Annotated in this window: 13 protein-coding genes and 1 pseudogene; 12 read left to right on the top strand and 2 right to left on the bottom strand. The window is 39.5% G+C overall.

Features of this window, described 5'->3' with window-relative positions:
* The first annotated feature begins 52 nt into the window (after window positions 1–52).
* Together gyrA and serC are read left to right on the top strand one after the other, a co-directional pair.
* Window positions 53–2,752, top strand: coding sequence for a DNA gyrase subunit A (gyrA, locus tag HBH39_RS09120; protein WP_167677588.1), 2,700 nt, complete (start codon window positions 53–55; stop codon window positions 2,750–2,752).
* Between the two features lie 165 nt (window positions 2,753–2,917).
* Window positions 2,918–4,009, top strand: a complete 1,092-nt coding sequence (gene serC / locus HBH39_RS09115; protein ID WP_167677586.1) for a 3-phosphoserine/phosphohydroxythreonine transaminase — start codon at window positions 2,918–2,920, stop codon at window positions 4,007–4,009.
* Window positions 4,010–4,078: 69 nt separating this feature from the next.
* Here serC and HBH39_RS09110 read toward each other — a convergent pair whose 3' ends face one another.
* A complete protein-coding gene (locus HBH39_RS09110) occupies window positions 4,079–5,269 on the bottom strand; it encodes an amino acid aminotransferase (RefSeq protein WP_167677584.1) in 1,191 nt (396 codons plus the stop codon).
* A gap of 440 nt (window positions 5,270–5,709) precedes the next feature.
* Here HBH39_RS09110 and aroA point away from each other — a divergent pair.
* From aroA to HBH39_RS09060, 10 genes and pseudogenes are all read left to right on the top strand, one after another.
* A pseudogene (gene aroA, locus HBH39_RS09105) lies at window positions 5,710–6,995 on the top strand (3-phosphoshikimate 1-carboxyvinyltransferase).
* Window positions 6,996–7,171: 176 nt separating this feature from the next.
* On the top strand, window positions 7,172–7,858 hold the full coding sequence (gene cmk / locus HBH39_RS09100) for a (d)CMP kinase (protein ID WP_167677582.1): 687 nt from the start codon (window positions 7,172–7,174) through the stop codon (window positions 7,856–7,858).
* A gap of 135 nt (window positions 7,859–7,993) precedes the next feature.
* Window positions 7,994–9,661, top strand: a complete 1,668-nt coding sequence (gene rpsA, locus HBH39_RS09095; RefSeq protein ID WP_167677580.1) for a 30S ribosomal protein S1 — start codon at window positions 7,994–7,996, stop codon at window positions 9,659–9,661.
* 76 nt (window positions 9,662–9,737) lie between these two features.
* Window positions 9,738–10,025 (top strand): integration host factor subunit beta, encoded by a 288-nt coding sequence (gene ihfB, locus HBH39_RS09090; RefSeq protein ID WP_167677578.1) that lies wholly within the window; start codon window positions 9,738–9,740, stop codon window positions 10,023–10,025.
* Between the two features lie 127 nt (window positions 10,026–10,152).
* Window positions 10,153–10,446 (top strand): LapA family protein, encoded by a 294-nt coding sequence (locus HBH39_RS09085; protein WP_167677576.1) that lies wholly within the window; start codon window positions 10,153–10,155, stop codon window positions 10,444–10,446.
* A 2-nt stretch (window positions 10,447–10,448) separates the two neighbouring features.
* Window positions 10,449–11,609 carry a lipopolysaccharide assembly protein LapB gene (lapB, locus tag HBH39_RS09080; protein ID WP_167677574.1) on the top strand — a complete coding sequence of 387 codons (1,161 nt, stop codon included), beginning with the start codon at window positions 10,449–10,451 and terminating at the stop codon, window positions 11,607–11,609.
* A gap of 28 nt (window positions 11,610–11,637) precedes the next feature.
* The gene (gene pyrF, locus HBH39_RS09075) at window positions 11,638–12,339 is read left to right on the top strand and encodes an orotidine-5'-phosphate decarboxylase (protein ID WP_167677572.1); all 702 of its coding nucleotides are present in this window, start codon (window positions 11,638–11,640) and stop codon (window positions 12,337–12,339) included.
* Between the two features lie 19 nt (window positions 12,340–12,358).
* Window positions 12,359–13,171, top strand: coding sequence for an SDR family oxidoreductase (locus tag HBH39_RS09070; RefSeq protein WP_167677570.1), 813 nt, complete (start codon window positions 12,359–12,361; stop codon window positions 13,169–13,171).
* Window positions 13,172–13,192: 21 nt separating this feature from the next.
* Window positions 13,193–13,744, top strand: a complete 552-nt coding sequence (locus HBH39_RS09065) for a DUF2058 domain-containing protein (protein WP_167677569.1) — start codon at window positions 13,193–13,195, stop codon at window positions 13,742–13,744.
* 462 nt (window positions 13,745–14,206) lie between these two features.
* Entirely contained in the window at window positions 14,207–15,958 is a 1,752-nt protein-coding gene (locus HBH39_RS09060) for an acyl-CoA dehydrogenase family protein (RefSeq protein ID WP_167677567.1), read from the top strand.
* 84 nt (window positions 15,959–16,042) lie between these two features.
* Here HBH39_RS09060 and dacB read toward each other — a convergent pair whose 3' ends face one another.
* Complete coding sequence (gene dacB, locus HBH39_RS09055) at window positions 16,043–17,563, bottom strand: D-alanyl-D-alanine carboxypeptidase/D-alanyl-D-alanine endopeptidase (protein WP_167677565.1); 1,521 nt, start codon at window positions 17,561–17,563, stop codon at window positions 16,043–16,045.
* Window positions 17,564–17,846 lie beyond the last annotated feature (283 nt).

The raw sequence follows: 17,846 nt of genomic DNA, 5'->3' as shown, positions 1-17,846 counted from the left end.
CGATTTTATGGAATAACAATCGTTAGCTCATTTTCAGGGGAACGCGCAGTTTATGACTGATCTGGCTTCATCTATTTCGCCAATTAACATTGAAGACGAACTAAAGAATTCGTACCTCGATTACGCTATGAGTGTAATTGTTGGACGTGCATTACCTGACGTGCGTGACGGCTTGAAGCCGGTACATCGCCGCGTATTATTCGCCATGAGCGAACTCAAAAACGATTGGAACAAACCATATAAAAAATCCGCTCGTGTTGTCGGTGACGTTATTGGTAAGTATCACCCGCATGGTGACACTGCAGTTTATGACACCATTGTTCGTATGGCGCAGCCATTCTCGTTACGCTACACCTTAGTTGACGGCCAAGGTAACTTTGGTTCGGTTGATGGTGATTCCGCAGCGGCAATGCGTTATACCGAAATCCGCATGGAAAAGTTGGCGCACTCATTGTTAGCTGACTTAGAAAAAGAAACCGTAGACTTTGTGCCTAACTATGATGGCACTGAAATGATCCCGGCGGTTTTACCAACTCGTGTACCTAACCTATTAATCAATGGTTCATCAGGTATTGCGGTAGGTATGGCGACCAATATTCCGCCACACAACTTAAGTGAAATTGTCAAAGGTTGTTTAGCATTAATTGATGAGCCAAGCTTATCGATCGAACAGCTAATGGAATATATTCCTGGACCAGACTTTCCAACAGCAGCATCGATTAACGGTCGTAAAGGCATTATTGATGCCTACAAAACGGGTCGTGGTCGCGCAATTATGCGTTCAAAGGCTGAAATTGAAACGGAAGAGAATGGCCGCGAACGTATCATTGTTCACGAAATTCCATACCAAGTGAACAAAGCTCGTTTAATTGAGAAAATTGCTGAGTTAGTTAAAGATAAAAAAATTGAAGGTATTAGCGGTTTGCGTGATGAGTCTGATAAAGACGGTATGCGAATTGTTATCGAGATCAAGCGAGGTGAAGTAGGCGAGGTTGTGCTTAATAACCTGTACGCTCAAACTCAAATGCAGTGCTCTTTTGGTATTAACATGGTGGCATTAACCAACGGCCAGCCTAAGTTATTCAACCTAAAAGAAATGCTTGAGTGTTTCATTCTTCATCGCCGTGAAGTGGTAACTCGTCGTACCGTTTTCGAATTACGTAAAGCTCGTGAACGTGCTCATATCCTTGAAGCATTAGCGATTGCACTTGCTAACATCGATCCTATCATTGCGTTAATTAAAGCCTCGCCAACCCCAGCGGAAGCAAAAGCGAAATTAATTGCTCAAGGTTGGGCACTTGGTCATGTACAAGGCATGCTTGAAAAAGCAGGCGATGATGCAGCTCGTCCAGAGTGGTTAGAACCCGAATATGGGATCCGAGATGGACAGTACTATTTAACTGAACAACAAGCGCAAGCGATTCTTGAACTCCGTTTACACCGTCTAACTGGTTTAGAACATGACAAGATCCTAGCCGAGTATGAAGAGTTATTAGTTTTTATTGCTGGTCTTTTACATATTCTTCGTAGTCCTGAACGTTTGATGGAAGTCATCAAAGAAGAATTGGAAGAGATTTTAGAGCAATATGGTGATGAACGTCGCACTGTCATCAATGCCAATGAAATTGACATGAGTCTTGAAGACTTAATCACTGAAGAAGATGTTGTTGTGACCCTTTCTCACTTAGGGTATGCCAAGTATCAACCACTGTCTGATTATCAGGCACAGCGTCGTGGTGGTAAAGGTAAAGCAGCAACGAAAGTAAAAGATGAAGATTTTGTTGAGAAACTTCTGGTTGCCAATACTCACGATACCATCTTGTGCTTCTCTGACTTTGGTAAAATGTATTGGTTAAAAGTGTATCAATTACCACTTGCTAGCCGTACTGCTCGTGGTCGACCCATTGTTAACTTATTACCATTGTCTGAAGGTGAGCGCATTACCGCAATTTTACCGGTACGTGAATATGCTGATGATAAGTATATTATTATGGCGACTGCTGACGGTACCGTGAAGAAAACCGCGCTAACGGCTTACAGCAATCCTCGTGCAAACGGTATTATTGCGGTGAATCTTAAAGAGGGTGACCAGCTAATTGGTGTTGCTATCACTGAAGGTAGTGATGACATCATGTTGTTCTCTAATGAAGGTAAAGTCGTCCGCTTTAACGAGAAAGCACGTGATTCTGAAACCGGCGAAGCTAAAATTGATCCTGAATCAGGTGAAGAAATCGTAGCGCTTCGTCCTATGGGTCGTACAGCTACAGGTGTCCGTGGAATCAAGCTTGAAGATGGACAAAAAGTAGTCTCTTTGATCGTACCAAAAGGTGATGGCGCTATCTTAACCGTGACTGAAAACGGTTATGGTAAGCGTACTGAATTAAATGAGTATCCTGCTAAGAGCCGTGGTACGAAAGGTGTGGTTTCAATTAAGGTAAGCGAACGAAACGGTGCTGTTGTTGGTGCGGTACAAGTTGGTGATAACGATGAAATCATGTTGATCAGTAATAAAGGCACTTTGGTTCGTACACCTGCTGATGGCGTATCAATCATTGGTCGAAACACTCAAGGTGTGACCATAATTCGTACTGCTGAAGATGAAAAAGTAGTTGGCTTACAACGAATTGACGAAATTCAATCAGATGATGAATTAGACGAAAACGGTCAACCAATTACTTTGGAATCGGATAGCACAAATACTGTGGTAGCTGATACTGGCGATGTGTCTGCAACTGATAATTCTAACGAATAATTGTTAGCTTTTATTCTTTAAACGAGCGCCTAATGGCGCTCGTTTTGTTTTGCGGAATAAATTTCATCTAAAACGGGCAATTTTACGCTATTCATCAAGTTATAAAATCCTTACTATTAGTTGAATCAAAGAATACATTTATCAAAGTGCTGTAAGGAGTTGTTTGTGAGCGCAATTTATAATTTCTGTGCCGGTCCCGCAATGTTGCCACAAGCGGTAATGCAAAAAGCTCAACGTGAGTTTATTGACTGGAATGGTCTTGGGGTTTCGGTGATGGAGATTAGTCACCGTAGTAAAGAATTTATCGCGCTAACCAAACAAGCAGAATCCACATTACGTGAGTTGATGGCCATACCAGATAATTACCATGTACTATTTATGCATGGCGGTGGTCGTGGCCAATTTACTAATGTTGTGACTAACTTTTTAGGCGACAATGGCCGTGCTTTATATTTAACCACAGGGCAATGGTCTAGGTCAGCTATACAAGAAGCTAGACGTATCGCTGGTGATCAACAAATTGATGAAATCAATATTGTTGAGACAGTAAATGGTTTACAGCAAGTTACCTTGCCAGACTTACACTCACTGGATAACGATTATCGTTATGTGCATTATTGCGCTAATGAAACCGTTGATGGTATTGAAGTTTTTGACTCTATTGATAGTCCATGGCCAGTGGTTGCTGATTTATCATCAACCATTATGTCGCATAATATCGATGTGAGTCGTTTTGGACTAATTTATGCTGGTGCACAAAAAAATATTGGACCATCAGGTTTATCTATCGTGATCGTTCGTGATGATATGTTGAGCTTGCCTAGTTTAGTGCAGTCATCAATTATGGATTACAAGATCACCAAAGATAACGATTCAATGTTTAATACACCGCCTACCTATGCTTGGTATTTAGCGGCGGAAGTGTTTGAATGGTTAAAATCGATCGGTGGTATTGATGCGGTTGAAAAAGTAAATCAACAAAAAGCGGATTTACTGTACGCATGTATCGATAGCAATCCTTTTTACAAAAACGGGGTGGCTAAAGTAAATCGCTCTCGTATGAACGTAACATTTCAGTTAGTTGATGACAGTTTAGATGCTAAATTTTTAGCACAAGCCGAGGCTGCTGGTCTTGTCGCGCTAAAAGGGCATCGTATTGTTGGTGGTATGCGTGCCAGTATTTACAATGCTATGCCTATTGAAGGTGTGCAAAAGTTGGTTGCCTTTATGAATGAGTTTGCCAAGCAAAACAGCTAGCTTATACTTAATTTGAAATAAAGGGCTGTTACCCAATAAGGTTAACAGCCCTAGCTTTTTTAAATCTAATTAAATGACACTCGCAATTGACTTTGCGAGATAATCTACGTTTGCTTCACTAATACCAGCGATACTAATTCTGCTTGAACCCACCATGTAAATACTAAAGTCTTTTTTAAGTACTTCGACTTGATTTGGATTTACACCCAGGAATGAAAACATGCCTTTTTGTTTAGCAATAAAACTGAAATCACGATCAACACCATTTTCTATTAGCTTATCTACTAACATCTGACGGTTACCGTTGATGCGATCACGCATTACGGTTAATTCATCGAGCCATTGTTGCTTTAACGAATCATCAGCCAAAATGGTTTCAACTATCGCTGCACCATGAGCCGGTGGCATGGAGTAAATGCAACGAATTACATATAACAATACAGAAAATGCAATATCAGTTTGGGCAGAATCTTTGCCTATGATTGAACAAGCGCCAATTCGTTCACGATATAAGCCAAAGTTTTTAGAACATGAACTGCATAAAATCATGTTTTCAACTGCTGCAGCCATTTGGCGAACGCCATAGGCATCTTCGTTAACACCCACACCAAAACCTTGGTAAGCCATATCGATAAGTGGCGTAAAGCCTTGATGAGCAGTGACACTAATGACTTCATCCCATTGGTCATTGGTTAAATCCATGCCGCTTGGGTTATGACAACATGCGTGTAGCAAAACAACATCATCTTTTGAGATCTGTTTAAGAGCATCTATCATTTGTTGAAACTTTAACGTTTTACTGTCGTAGTCATAATAAGGATAAGTTTTTACGGTAATACCAGCTGCTTCGAACAAACCAGTATGATTTGCCCAAGTCGGATCACTTACCCATAAAACTGCATTGGGGTTACAGCGTTTGATAAAGTCAGCTGCCACACGCAGTGCACCGGTACCTCCTGGTGTAGACACTGTTCGAATACGATTTGCAAGTAAGGCAGGGTGATCATGTCCAAAAGCCAATTCGGTCATTAATTGATTAAAGTTAGCTGAGCCTGTAGGGCCGATATAAACCTTGGTATCTTCAGCGTCAGTGCGACGCTGTTCAGCTATTTTGACACAATCTAGAATTGGGGTGTGGCCTTGTGGGTCTTTATAAACCCCAACACCCAAATCGACTTTATTCGAATTATTGTCAGCTCGGAATTGGGTTAATAAACCAAGAATAGGATCTGCAGGAAGGGCACTTAGGCTTTCAAACATGTGTTTTACCTTTTATATTTTGTCTGTAGGTAGACTTTGTTTAGTATATTTGAGCTAGCATACCGTGGTTTAAAGCGTTAGTTAAATATAAAAATAGCTTGACAAATTTTCAGTTGGAAACTTTAACTGACATTAAAATAATGCTGTAATCTCTCCAAGGAATCTGCTGTAATGCTAGTCCATTACAAATTGAGTTGCACGTTATTTAATTTATCGCTGAACCTTCATTGTAATAGCGATTTTACTTGTAACTTAATTATCAATCACTAACGTATACCTTTGTATTAACAGATTGATTTAAAGTGTTCTTTGTAAATTTTTATGTAATGTATTTTTTCCACTTGAATTAGCTAAAAGCAACTTTCGCTGTCAGGCAATAAAAAGTGATCTGTAAACCTAGATTAAGCTAGCTTAATCTCTTGTTATTAAGAAGAAAGCGAATGAAGCAACTGCGTTTAGACCCTATAGCCAGAATGAATGGCGAAATTAATATCCCTGGTTCAAAAAGTATCTCAAACCGAGCATTATTATTAGCAACTTTAGCTAAAGGAACCACAACATTAACCAATTTGTTAGATTCAGATGATATTCGTCATATGTTGGCAGCTCTGACGCAATTAGGTGTTAAGTATTCATTAAGCGATGACAAAACCACTTGTACTGTGACTGGATTGGCTGGTGCAATCTCGTCTACACATGCTCAAACCTTATTTTTAGGAAATGCTGGGACTGCAATGCGACCACTGTGTGCGGCATTAACTTTAGGTGAAGGTGAATTTACCTTAACCGGTGAGCCAAGAATGGAAGAAAGACCGATTGGCGATCTTGTTGATGCTTTACGACAACTTGGTGCTCAAGTTGATTATCTTAAAAATGATGGTTTTCCACCTTTGACTATAAAATCAACAGGGCTAAGTGGTGGTGATGTAGACATAGCTGGTGATTTATCTAGTCAGTTTTTAACCGCTTTGCTAATGGTCTCTCCACTTGCAAAAGATACAGTCAATATCCATATCAAAGGCGAATTGGTATCTAAGCCCTATATCGATATTACTATTGCTTTAATGGCGCAATTTGGTGTTGAAGTGATTAATCATCAATACAGCCGATTTGAAATTAGAGCAGGACAAGAGTATGTATCACCTGGAAAAGTCTTAGTTGAAGGTGATGCCTCATCAGCTTCATATTTTCTTGCCGCAGGCGCTATTCAGGGGGCGAGGTTAAAGTTACCGGCGTTGGAAAGTTAAGTATTCAAGGTGATGTTAAGTTTGCCGATGCATTGCAGCAAATGGGGGCTGATATCGAGTGGGGTGATGATTATATTATTGCGCGTAAATCAAACCTCACTGCAATTCAAATGGATATGAATCATATTCCAGATGCTGCCATGACAATAGCTACCGCAGCGTTATTTGCGAAAGGGTCGACATCGTTGACAAATATTTATAACTGGCGCATTAAAGAAACTGATCGACTAGCCGCAATGGCCACTGAGTTACGTAAAGTAGGGGCTATTGTCGAAGAAGGCCATGATTACATCACCATTACCCCTCCTAAGGTGATTAATACTGCTGCTATCGATACGTATAATGATCATCGTATGGCAATGTGTTTTTCATTAGTTGCATTTGCTGACTGCGGTATCACAATTAATGATCCTGACTGCACATCGAAAACATTTCCTGATTACTTTAATCAATTTGCAAGGCTAGCTAATAGAAAGTAAGCATTTGTGAATCACTGTGTGGCAATTTGATCTGTTTTGTCAGTTTGCCACACGCTTCAATACTTATTTTGAAATTACCACGGTTTTTATTCCTAATTTGGTTTACAATACCGCCGCTTATTTTTCAGTAAACCCTTTTTATTTATTCAGGGATGATGTGTTTTTCGGAGGAATTTATGACTGAACAAGCTCCAATCGTGACTGTGGATGGTCCAAGTGGTGCAGGAAAAGGGACAATTTGCCAATTATTATCAAAGCATTTAGGTTGGCATCTACTTGATAGCGGTGCGATATATCGTGTACTTGCGTTAGCGGCAATTCATCATGATATCGAACTCGAAAACGAAGAAGCCTTAACATTAATGGCTGCACATTTGGATGTGCAATTTTTGACAAACACTGATAGCAACGCCATCAAAGTTGTATTAGAGGGCGAAGACGTAACTACCACTATACGTTCACAAGAATGTTCGGATGCGGCTTCAAAAGTAGCCGCTTTACCGCGAGTTCGAGAGGCGTTATTACGTCGCCAGCGTGCATTTAGTGCGATGCCTGGTTTGGTCGCAGATGGCCGTGATATGGGAACTGTGGTTTTTCCAAAAGCTCCGGCAAAAATTTTCTTAACCGCCTCTGCAGAAGAGCGTGCACAAAGACGCTTTAATCAGTTGCAGGACAAGGGCTTCGATGTTAAAATCGACCGCCTTTTAGCTGAGATCATAGAGCGAGATGAACGTGATATTAATCGTTCAGCATCGCCTTTAGTCCCTGCCGAAGATGCGCTTGTAATTGATACCAGTGGCATTGAAATAGAAGGTGTGCTTGACTTAGTGTTACAGCACGTTAACAAAAAAATTACGCTATAATTTAAATATTACTAACTTTATTAGTAATTTAAGCTTAAACTATACGTAGGTATTCATGTTAAGGACGACATGAATAATATTACTAGACTCCACATCTAGGATGGATGGTGGTTTATTACATTAAGTAAATTAAACATGACTGAATCTTTTGCTGATCTATTTGAACAATCCCTTCAACAACTTGAGTTCCGCCCAGGTTCTATCGTTCGTGGTACTGTAGTTGCCATCGAAAACGGTATGGTACTTGTTGACGCTGGTCTTAAGTCTGAAAGCCCAATCAATGCTGACGAATTCAAAAACGCACAAGGCGTTTTAGAAATTCAAGTTGGCGATGAAGTTGATGTTGCGCTTGACTCTGTTGAAGATGGCTTTGGTGAGACTCAATTATCTCGCGAAAAAGCTAAGCGTCATGAAGCTTGGATCGTTCTAGAAAAAGCGTACGAAGATGCTGAAACTGTAATCGGTATCATTAATGGTAAAGTTAAAGGTGGTTTCACTGTTGAATTAAACGGTATCCGTGCCTTCTTACCAGGTTCTCTAGTTGATGTGCGCCCAGTTCGCGACACCGCTCACTTAGAGTACAAAGAATTAGAATTCAAAGTTATCAAGCTTGACCAGAAGCGTAACAATGTTGTTGTTTCTCGTCGTGCTGTTATCGAATCAGAAAGCAGTGCTGAGCGTGATGCACTTCTTGAAAATCTACAAGAAGGCCAAGCAGTTAAGGGTATCGTTAAGAACCTTACTGACTACGGTGCATTCGTAGATTTAGGTGGTGTTGACGGTCTATTACATATCACTGATATGGCGTGGAAGCGTGTTAAGCACCCATCTGAAATCGTTAATGTTGGTGACGAAATCAACGTTAAAGTACTTAAGTATGACCGTGAGCGTACTCGCGTATCATTAGGTCTTAAGCAACTTGGCGAAGATCCATGGTTAGAAATCAGCAAACGCTACCCAGAAAACACTAAGTTAACTGGTCGCGTAACTAACTTAACTGACTACGGTTGCTTCGTAGAAATCGAAGAAGGCGTTGAAGGTTTAGTACACGTTTCTGAAATGGATTGGACTAACAAGAACATTCACCCATCTAAAGTTGTTAACTTAGGTGATGAAGTTGAAGTGTTAGTATTAGATATCGATGAAGAACGTCGTCGTATTTCTCTAGGCCTTAAACAGTGTAAAGTTAACCCATGGGATGACTTCGCTACTCGTTTCAACAAAGGCGACAAAGTATCTGGTAAGATCAAGTCAATCACTGACTTCGGTATCTTTATCGGTCTTGACGGTGGAATCGATGGTCTTGTTCACTTATCTGACATTTCTTGGAACGGTACTGGCGAAGACGCAGTATCTGAATACAAGAAAGGCGACGAAATCCACGCTGTAGTTCTATCTGTAGATCCAGAGCGTGAGCGTATCAGCTTAGGTGTTAAGCAAACTGAAGATGATCCATTCAATGCTTACTTAGCAGACAAGAAGAAAGGTACTGTTGTAAATGGTACAGTTTCTGCTGTTGACGCTAAAGGTGTTACAGTTGAACTAGCTGACACTGTTGAAGGTTATATTCGTGTTGCTGACATTTCTGCAGAGCGCATTGAAGATGCATCTACTGTTTACACAGTAGGCGATGCAATCGAAGCTAAGTTCATGGGTGTTGATCGTAAGAACCGTTCTATCAGCTTATCAATCCGTGCTAAGGATGAAGCTGAGCAGAAAGAAGCGATCGCTACTTTGAACAAGCAAGATGACGCAGTTATCAGCAATGCAATGGCTGAAGCGTTTAAAGCTGCTCGTAAGTAATCTAAATCGCCTGTCGTATGAGGAGTTCGCTCCTCATTAGGCGACTGTGTTTGGCTTGGAAAAAGGGAAAGCAAAGATGACAAAATCTGAACTTATCGAAAAACTCGCCACTAGGCAGTCGCAACTGTCGGCGAAAGAGGTAGAAGCTGCTATCAAAGAAATGTTGGAGCAAATGGCGACAACATTAGAAAGCGGAGAACGTATTGAGATCCGTGGCTTTGGTAGTTTCTCTCTTCATTATCGTGCGCCACGTATTGGCCGTAATCCTAAAACTGGCACTTCAGTTGAATTGGATGGTAAATATGTTCCGCACTTTAAGCCGGGTAAAGAACTGCGCGAACGCGTTGACGCGATTAATGCATAATTAGTTAGCTAGTGAATAAAAAGCCTCCATATGGGGGCTTTTTTGTATCTAATCAAAGTCAAAGCTGGTCAGGGATGCAATTATCTTAGATAATCAGATGATAAGATGTTAGCAAATGGAGATTAGTGTGAAAGCATTTTTTGCGTTTTTAATTGTTGGATTATTATTTTTGTTAGCAATCCTTTTTGGAGCTCAGAATGAGCAACTTGTGACAGTGAGTTATTTTGTTGCTGAAGGTGAATATCGCCTACCTGTGGTTTTAGCAATTGTCTTTTTATCGGGTTTTGTATTGAGTTGGCTTTTTGCTAGTTATTATTTATTTAAAATGAAAATGTCGCTTATAAAAGCACAAAAGTCATTAGTGAAACTAAATGCTAAATTGAATCAAGATCAGCAAAGTCATACAGGTGTTACGCCATAGATATGCTTGAAATTTTGTTCTTATTATTGCCTATCGCAGCAGGTTATGGCTGGTATATGGGTCGCAGAAGTATTCTTCAGCGCGATAGTCAAAATAGTAAAAAGTTAAGTCGTGATTATTTTACTGGCTTGAACTTTTTGTTGTCGAACGAATCAGACAAAGCCGTTGATCTCTTTATCAGTATGTTAGATGTTGACGACGAAACGATTGATACACACTTGTCTCTTGGTTCATTGTTTCGTAAAAGGGGCGAGGTTGATCGCTCCATTCGTATCCATCAAAACCTAATTGCACGGCCAAGCTTAACCAATGATCAGCGAGATATTGCCATGATGGAATTGGGCAAAGATTATATGGCAGCTGGATTTTATGACCGAGCAGAAGAAATCTTTTTAAACTTGGTTAATCAAGACGACCACACTGAAGAAGCTGAAACACAGCTTATTTTAATTTATCAAGTCACTAAAGAATGGCAAAATGCCATTGATATTACTAAAAAACTTCCTCGTAAAAGACAGCAAACCTTAAAGAATACCATTGCACATTTTTACTGCCAGATTGCCGATGAAACTGCTGATATTCCTCTAAAAATCAGAAAGCTTCAAGCCGCTATTAAACAAAATAGTACATGCGGGAGAGCTTGGTTAACCTTGGCTAAGATTTATCTTGATCAAGGTAAAATCAGTGAATGCAAACAAGCCTTAACAGAATTAAAATCAGCAGACATTGATTTGTTCGCTGACGGTTTGAATATAGCTAAACAAGTTTATCGAGAGTCTGATGATAGCCTTGGCTTTGAAACATTACTACAAAGTGCGTTATCTGAAGGTGCCGGTGCGAGTATTGCCATTGCATTAGCAGAACAAAAGCTTTCACAAAAAAATACTGAAGAGGCTGAATCTATGATGTTAGATACGCTCTATCGTCAACCTACGATGAAAGGGTTTCAGCACTTAATGAAGTTACATATTCAGCAAGCTGAAGATGGAAAAGCTAAAACTAGTTTATCTATGCTTGAGCAATTAGTTGAGCAACAAATTAAATATCGACCAAGCTATCGCTGTCATGCCTGTGGTTTTCCTGCACATGCGCTTTATTGGCATTGCCCATCCTGTAAAGAATGGGGCAGTATTAAACGCATTAAAGGCCTAGACGGCGAATAAACACATCTATAAAACTGTTGGAGAAAGCATGCCTAACAAATCCATCGTCGTTGCGTTAGATTATAATGACAAAGCTGAAGCACTTACCTTAATCGATAAATTAGACCCAAGTATGTGTCGATTAAAAATCGGCAAGGAAATGTTCACTTTATTTGGTCCAACTTTGGTAAAAGATATTCATCACCGAGGTTTTGAGCTGTTTCTTGATTTGAAGTTTCATGATATTCCTAACACTGTCGCCAAGGCGGTAAGTGCGGCGGCTGATCTTGGGGTTTGGATGACTAATGTCCATGCAAGCGGTGGATTGGCTATGATGCAAGCGGCTAAAAAAGCACTTGAGAGCTATGGCAATGATGCGCCGTTATTAATTGCAGTAACAGTGTTAACTTCAATGTCGGATGAGGATTTAGCATTATTAGGTATTAATGTGCCAGCATCCGAGCATGTACTTAGATTAGCAAAGCTTACGCATCAAGCCGGTTTAGATGGTGTGGTGTGTTCAGCTCAAGAGGCAACTTTATTAAAATCAACATTTGGTCGTGACTTTAAACTCGTTACCCCCGGAATTAGACCCGCTGGAAGTGATGTCGGTGATCAGCATCGTATTATGACACCTTCAAAAGCAATAGCGGCAGGTTCAGATTATCTTGTGATAGGACGCCCAATAACTAAGGCGGCAGATCCATTAGCTTCACTAACGGCAATACACCAATCGTTGTTAGCCAATTAATTTTATTAAAGGATTGTCAATGTTTGATTATTCAGATCAGAATGTAGTTGTTGTCGGTGGTACTTCAGGTATCAATTTACAAATTGCAGTCAGTTTTGCTAAAGCTGGTGCAAATGTTGCGGTGGCAAGTCGCAATATTGATAAAGTGAATGCAGCACTTGAACAACTCAGGATCGTTAATCCTTCAGGCAATCATGTCGGTGTGACATTTGATGTTAGAGACGAAGTCGCCCTTGCAGCAGGATTTCAAATCATTGAGCAATCTTTTGGGCATATTGATACCTTAGTGAGTGGTGCTGCGGGTAATTTTCCCGCCAGTGCCGCAAAGTTATCTAATAATGGCTTTAAATCCGTAATTGATATCGATTTACTTGGCAGTTTTCAGGTTTTAAAGCAAGCATATCCGCTTTTAAAACGTCCAACAGCATCAATTATTCAAATCTCGGCGCCGCAAGCTTATATCGCTATGCCACTACAAGTACATGTGTGTGCTGCAAAAGCTGGTGTTGATATGTTAACGAGAACATTAGCTATTGAGTGGGGATTAGAAGGGATTAGGATTAACTCAATTGTTCCTGGACCGATTGCTGATACAGAAGGTTTTAATCGTTTGGCACCTAGTGAAGCTTTACAAAGCAAAGTTGCCGAAAGTGTACCCTTACAACGAAATGGACAATGCCAAGATATTGCTAATGCGGCATTGTTTTTAGCTTCACCAATGGCTTCTTATATCACAGGTGTTGTGTTACCGGTTGATGGCGGTTGGTCATTAGGTGGTGCCAGTACAGCTATGACAGAATTAGGTAAATTGGCTGCTACCAAAGGGCTTTAGAAAAGTATAAAGGTTTTTAAAATGGCAAATGCATTACAAGATCAATTATTAAAAGCGGGTTTAGCAAGTAAGCAAAAAGTGCGTGATGTTAAAACCCAAAAGCGTCGAGATAAAAAGGCGAAAGTCGATGATGGTAGCGCAGCGCTCAAACAGCAAATTGCTGAACAGAAAAAACAACAAGCGATAAAAGACAAGCAGTTAAATGAACAAAGATTCAAACAAGCAGAAGAGAAGGGACAAGTACGCGGGTTAATTACCGAATTTGGTAAGTTTGCCATTGATATACCGAAAGAAGCTGAAATTAAATTTAACTATACATTAGAGAATAAAATTTACTCTGTGTACATTACAGACAAAATCCAAACTCAATTGTTAAATGGTTCCTTAGGTATCATACGTTATGAAGAAAAAAGTTATTTGGTGCCACATAAATTAGCTGAACGAGTGAATTTATTGGTACCACAATGGTGCGGTTATCTTTGGGATGCGAACGATACTGCATCAAAAGCTCAGGTCACTGAAGAAGATGATCCATACGCAGATTATGCGATTCCAGATGATTTAATGTGGTAACACTTGAGTTTTATTCCGTTGAAAATGCCTCTTATGAGGCATTTTTATTATAAAAAATTTTAAATTTACGGACTTTTTCAGTTTGGCAAATTGAGTCACTTATTGACCAAATCGATACTGAGTTTCAAGATAAATACTAGTCAATACAGATTTAAATATTAATAAATTGATTTATAAGAATATATTTGTATTGGTTCCCTGACACTTTGTATTAGTCATTTAATTATTTTTCAGTAGTCGTCAATGCAATATTTGTCAGTCTGCGGCAAAGGCCTGATATCAAGTGTTCAAATTTTAAATGATTCTAGGTTAAATTTATGAGTTAACTGTTTAAAAATCTGAACACTTATACCCAAAATTCAATTCTGCTCACTTAATTTGATTTATGCAAATAGCTTGTATTTGTAAGTCAAATTGGCTAGATTTAAACAACCGTTTTAATTACCTGTTTAAGAGAACAATATGAATCCATACCAAGCTCCATTGAAGGAAATGCAATTTCTATTAGAAGATGTGTTTGATGCACCAAATACTTGGCAACAATTGCCAGAGCTAGCTGAGATGGTCGATATTGATACTGCTAATGCCATTCTAGATGAAGCCAGTAAAATCAGCCGTGATCTTATTCATCCTTTAAACAGAAGCGGCGATGAACAAGGCGTTATTCATCAAGATGATAACGTCATCACACCAGACGGTTTTAAAGAGGTTTATAACCAGTTCTCTGAAGGTGGTTGGGCTGGTTTGTGCGGTGACGCCGCCTTTGGTGGCATGGGTATGCCTAAAATGTTAGGTATTTTAGTGGATGAAATGAATTATAGTGCATGTAATTCATTCACTTTGTATGGTTCTCTGACTGCCGGAGCTGCATTGTGTATTAATGCGCATGCTAATGAAGAACTAAAACAAACTTACCTACCCAAATTATATTCTGGTGAGTGGTCAGGTGCCATGGATATGACAGAGCCTCACGCAGGTTCAGATCTGCGTGGAATCCGCACTAAAGCAGTTCCACTAGATGATGGTAGTTATGCGATAACGGGTAATAAAATTTTTATCACTGGTGGCGATCATGACCTAACCGAAAACGTAATCCACTTAGTTTTGGCAAAACTACCTGACTCTAATGGTATTTCCTTATTTTTAGTGCCTAAAATTCGTGTCCATAGTGATGGCAGTCTTGGTGAAGCTAACGGCGTTACAGTCGGTTCTATCGAACATAAAATGGGCCTAAAGGCGTCAGCTACCTGTGTGATGAATTACGACAGTGCTAAGGGATTTTTAGTAGGGGAGCCTGATCGTGGTCTTGTTTGCATGTTTACTATGATGAACTACGAACGTCTAGCTATTGGTATTCAAGGTTTAGGTAGTGCTCAAGCGGCATATCAAATGGCTAGTGATTATGCCAAAGACCGTTTACAAGGTGTTCAAGCAGGTAAAAAACCTGGTAGTGAGTCGGATCCAATCATTGTCCATGGTGATGTTAGACGTATGTTGTTAACCATCAGAGCCATGACGGAAGCTGGCCGAGCGCTTTCGGTTTACACTGGCAAGCAGTTAGATTTGGCAAAGTATGCACAAGGCGACGTGCAAGCGAAAGCAGCTAAATATGTTGGCTTATTAACCCCAGTTTCTAAAGCATTTTTAACTGATCGTGGTTTAGATGCAACCATTATGGCTCAGCAAGTGTTTGGTGGCCATGGTTATATCCGTGAAACGGGCATAGAGCAATTAGTTCGTGATACCCGTATTGCTCAAATCTATGAAGGTACAAATGGAATTCAAGCCATCGACTTCTTAGGCCGTAAAGTGACTGGCGACAATTTAGCAACGCTCACACAGTTTGTTGATGAGACTTTAACTGAGCTCGAAGCATTAAACGTTTCTGCTGAACATAAATACGCTGTTAGTAGTCGTTTTAACGCATTGTTAGCCAGTGCACAGTTCGTTAATGATAATAAGTTAACTCAACCTGCGTTAATCAACGCAACTGCGGTAGACTTTTTGGATGCCTTTGGTTACACATTATATGGATTTTATTGGTTATTGATGGCTGATAAATCGTCTAATAATGTTGATACTGATTTTAGTCATCAAAAGCAGTACTTAGCAGAATTTTATATTCAAAAAATATTAGCCAAGGCTGATTATCACTTATCACAAGTTAACAATGGTGATAGCAGTATTATGCAAGTCCCTGAGTCTATGTTCTAAGCATCTTTAGAGTCTTATCAAAAAAGCACCGTCTAGCGGTGCTTTTCTTTTTCTTACCCATTAAATACTTATTATATCAGTTTCTTATTGGATGTTGGTTTGTTGGGCCTCTGGCTGAGTAACCAAGGGAATGTCCATCAGGTTTTGCAACACAATGGCTGAAAAAGGCGCTTTTTGATGTTTTTTAATGGTTGGACTTAAGCCATTTTCAATCAATACAAATAAGTAACGCTTACCATTTGATGCAGTAAATTCTCCAGCTAAATTTGCCACACCTAACATACTCCCCGTTTTTGCTTGGACTTTATTCTTTAAGGGGGCTTTATTGTAATATCGTTTGTATTTGAGGGTGCCCGACTTTCCAGCAATCGGGAGGCTGCTTAATAAATATTGGTATTGCTTAGTGTTGGCCATCAACTTTAATACAGCTAAAACTTGCTGTGCAGATAACAAGTTATAACGCGATAATCCTGAGCCATCAGCAATGTTAGCGTTAGTTAAATCAATGCCTAAATCAGTCAAAATATCAACCATAGCTTGAGTTGTCTGACTAAAATTAACCGAATGGCTAAAATAGTGTTCCGCACTGGTTCTTAATAAAGCTTCAGCAATCAAATTGTCAGAATCTAACAACATTTCGTCAATAAGCTGTGCGACTGGTTCTGATAAATGTTCTGCTACTAAGGTTATTTTTCTATCAATTAGCTGGTCTTCAGTGATAGTAAAACTGCCAGCGATTGTTAATTGCTGCTGTTCAAAAATGTTTTTTACTACATTGACTGCATAGCTTTCAGGATTGCTAATCGCAATAGCTAATGGCAATGATTTTGCGCCTATATGGCATCCGGTTAAAGTAAACTGATTATTATCATGTCTAATAAGTTGTAAGTGACAATTGTTATCTTTTGAGCTTGGGTTAACAAAAAAAGCATTATTTTCGACAAAAATTGGTTTATTGCCCATAACCTTAAGGGTTGCTTTCTGATTATAGCCATTGGCACTTAATCTGGCATAGACACAGTTTTTATCAATGATAAAACTGGATAAAGGGGCTGCGTAACAAATGCCTAAATCGTCCCACACCCAACCTGGTGCTTGTAAATATTTGTTGTTGTGTCCAATTAGATAAACATTGCCAGAGATATGCTTTATTCCCTTGGCTTTTAGTGAAGAAACTAAATTAGTTAGCTCACTATGGCTTAACTTAGGATCACCGCTGAACTTAAGATAGACATCGGCGTCTAGTATCTGGGCATTATTGATGGCTGGCGCTGACGTTAATAATTGGGTCTGGTAACGAAAATCAGCCCCTAACTGTTTTGCGCTGACTAAAGCTGTTAATAATTTTTGAATGCTGGCAGGGTTCATCAGCATTTGATCATTATGTTGATATACACTGCGATTGTCTTCAATATCCCAAACAGATAATGCTGTTATCGATTGTTGTGGTGCTAAAAGGTTTATTATTGCAGAAATATGTTGTTCATCAGCACTTAGGCTATGTTCCGTTGCGTTGAGTGATTCAGTAATTGGGGAGCGTTGTTCTTGTGCCGGTGTAATTGCTAACGGTAATGTTATGGTTGCCGATGCGTTTATACTTAACATTAAAAATGTAATGCTGACTAATGGCAGAATAGGGCGATAAGGCAATTTTAGAAACATATCAAGCAGAGTAAAATTAACATATTCTATAAACTACGCCACTTCGATGGATATTTAAATGGTTAACATAAAATAAAAACTTGCACTTTAATTGTTGCTAACTTATCAAGCTTGTATGATTTATCATCAAAAACCTTAGCTTGTTACCCCTTACAGTTAGAAATATCTTGCTCAACAGCGGCTAAATAGGTAGTTTCTATGACAATTCATTTATTTATATATTAGT

It is taken from the genome of Shewanella aestuarii (assembly GCF_011765625.1).
In the GTDB taxonomy this organism is placed as follows: Bacteria; Pseudomonadota; Gammaproteobacteria; order Enterobacterales; family Shewanellaceae; genus Shewanella; species Shewanella aestuarii_A.
Note: the sequence above shows the minus strand (reverse complement) of the source record. Positions and strands in the feature narration are given on the sequence as shown.

Excerpts from the sequence above, each read along its gene's own strand:
- gyrA (WP_167677588.1), top strand. The coding sequence starts at position 53 with ATGACTGATCTGGCTTCATCTATTTCGCCAATTAACATTGAAGACGAA.
- HBH39_RS09110 (WP_167677584.1), bottom strand. The coding sequence starts at position 5,269 with ATGTTTGAAAGCCTAAGTGCCCTTCCTGCAGATCCTATTCTTGGTTTA.
- cmk (WP_167677582.1), top strand. The coding sequence starts at position 7,172 with ATGACTGAACAAGCTCCAATCGTGACTGTGGATGGTCCAAGTGGTGCA.
- rpsA (WP_167677580.1), top strand. The coding sequence starts at position 7,994 with ATGACTGAATCTTTTGCTGATCTATTTGAACAATCCCTTCAACAACTT.
- ihfB (WP_167677578.1), top strand. The coding sequence starts at position 9,738 with ATGACAAAATCTGAACTTATCGAAAAACTCGCCACTAGGCAGTCGCAA.
- lapB (WP_167677574.1), top strand. The coding sequence starts at position 10,449 with ATGCTTGAAATTTTGTTCTTATTATTGCCTATCGCAGCAGGTTATGGC.
- pyrF (WP_167677572.1), top strand. The coding sequence starts at position 11,638 with ATGCCTAACAAATCCATCGTCGTTGCGTTAGATTATAATGACAAAGCT.
- HBH39_RS09070 (WP_167677570.1), top strand. The coding sequence starts at position 12,359 with ATGTTTGATTATTCAGATCAGAATGTAGTTGTTGTCGGTGGTACTTCA.
- HBH39_RS09065 (WP_167677569.1), top strand. The coding sequence starts at position 13,193 with ATGGCAAATGCATTACAAGATCAATTATTAAAAGCGGGTTTAGCAAGT.
- HBH39_RS09060 (WP_167677567.1), top strand. The coding sequence starts at position 14,207 with ATGAATCCATACCAAGCTCCATTGAAGGAAATGCAATTTCTATTAGAA.
- dacB (WP_167677565.1), bottom strand. The coding sequence starts at position 17,563 with ATGTTAAGTATAAACGCATCGGCAACCATAACATTACCGTTAGCAATT.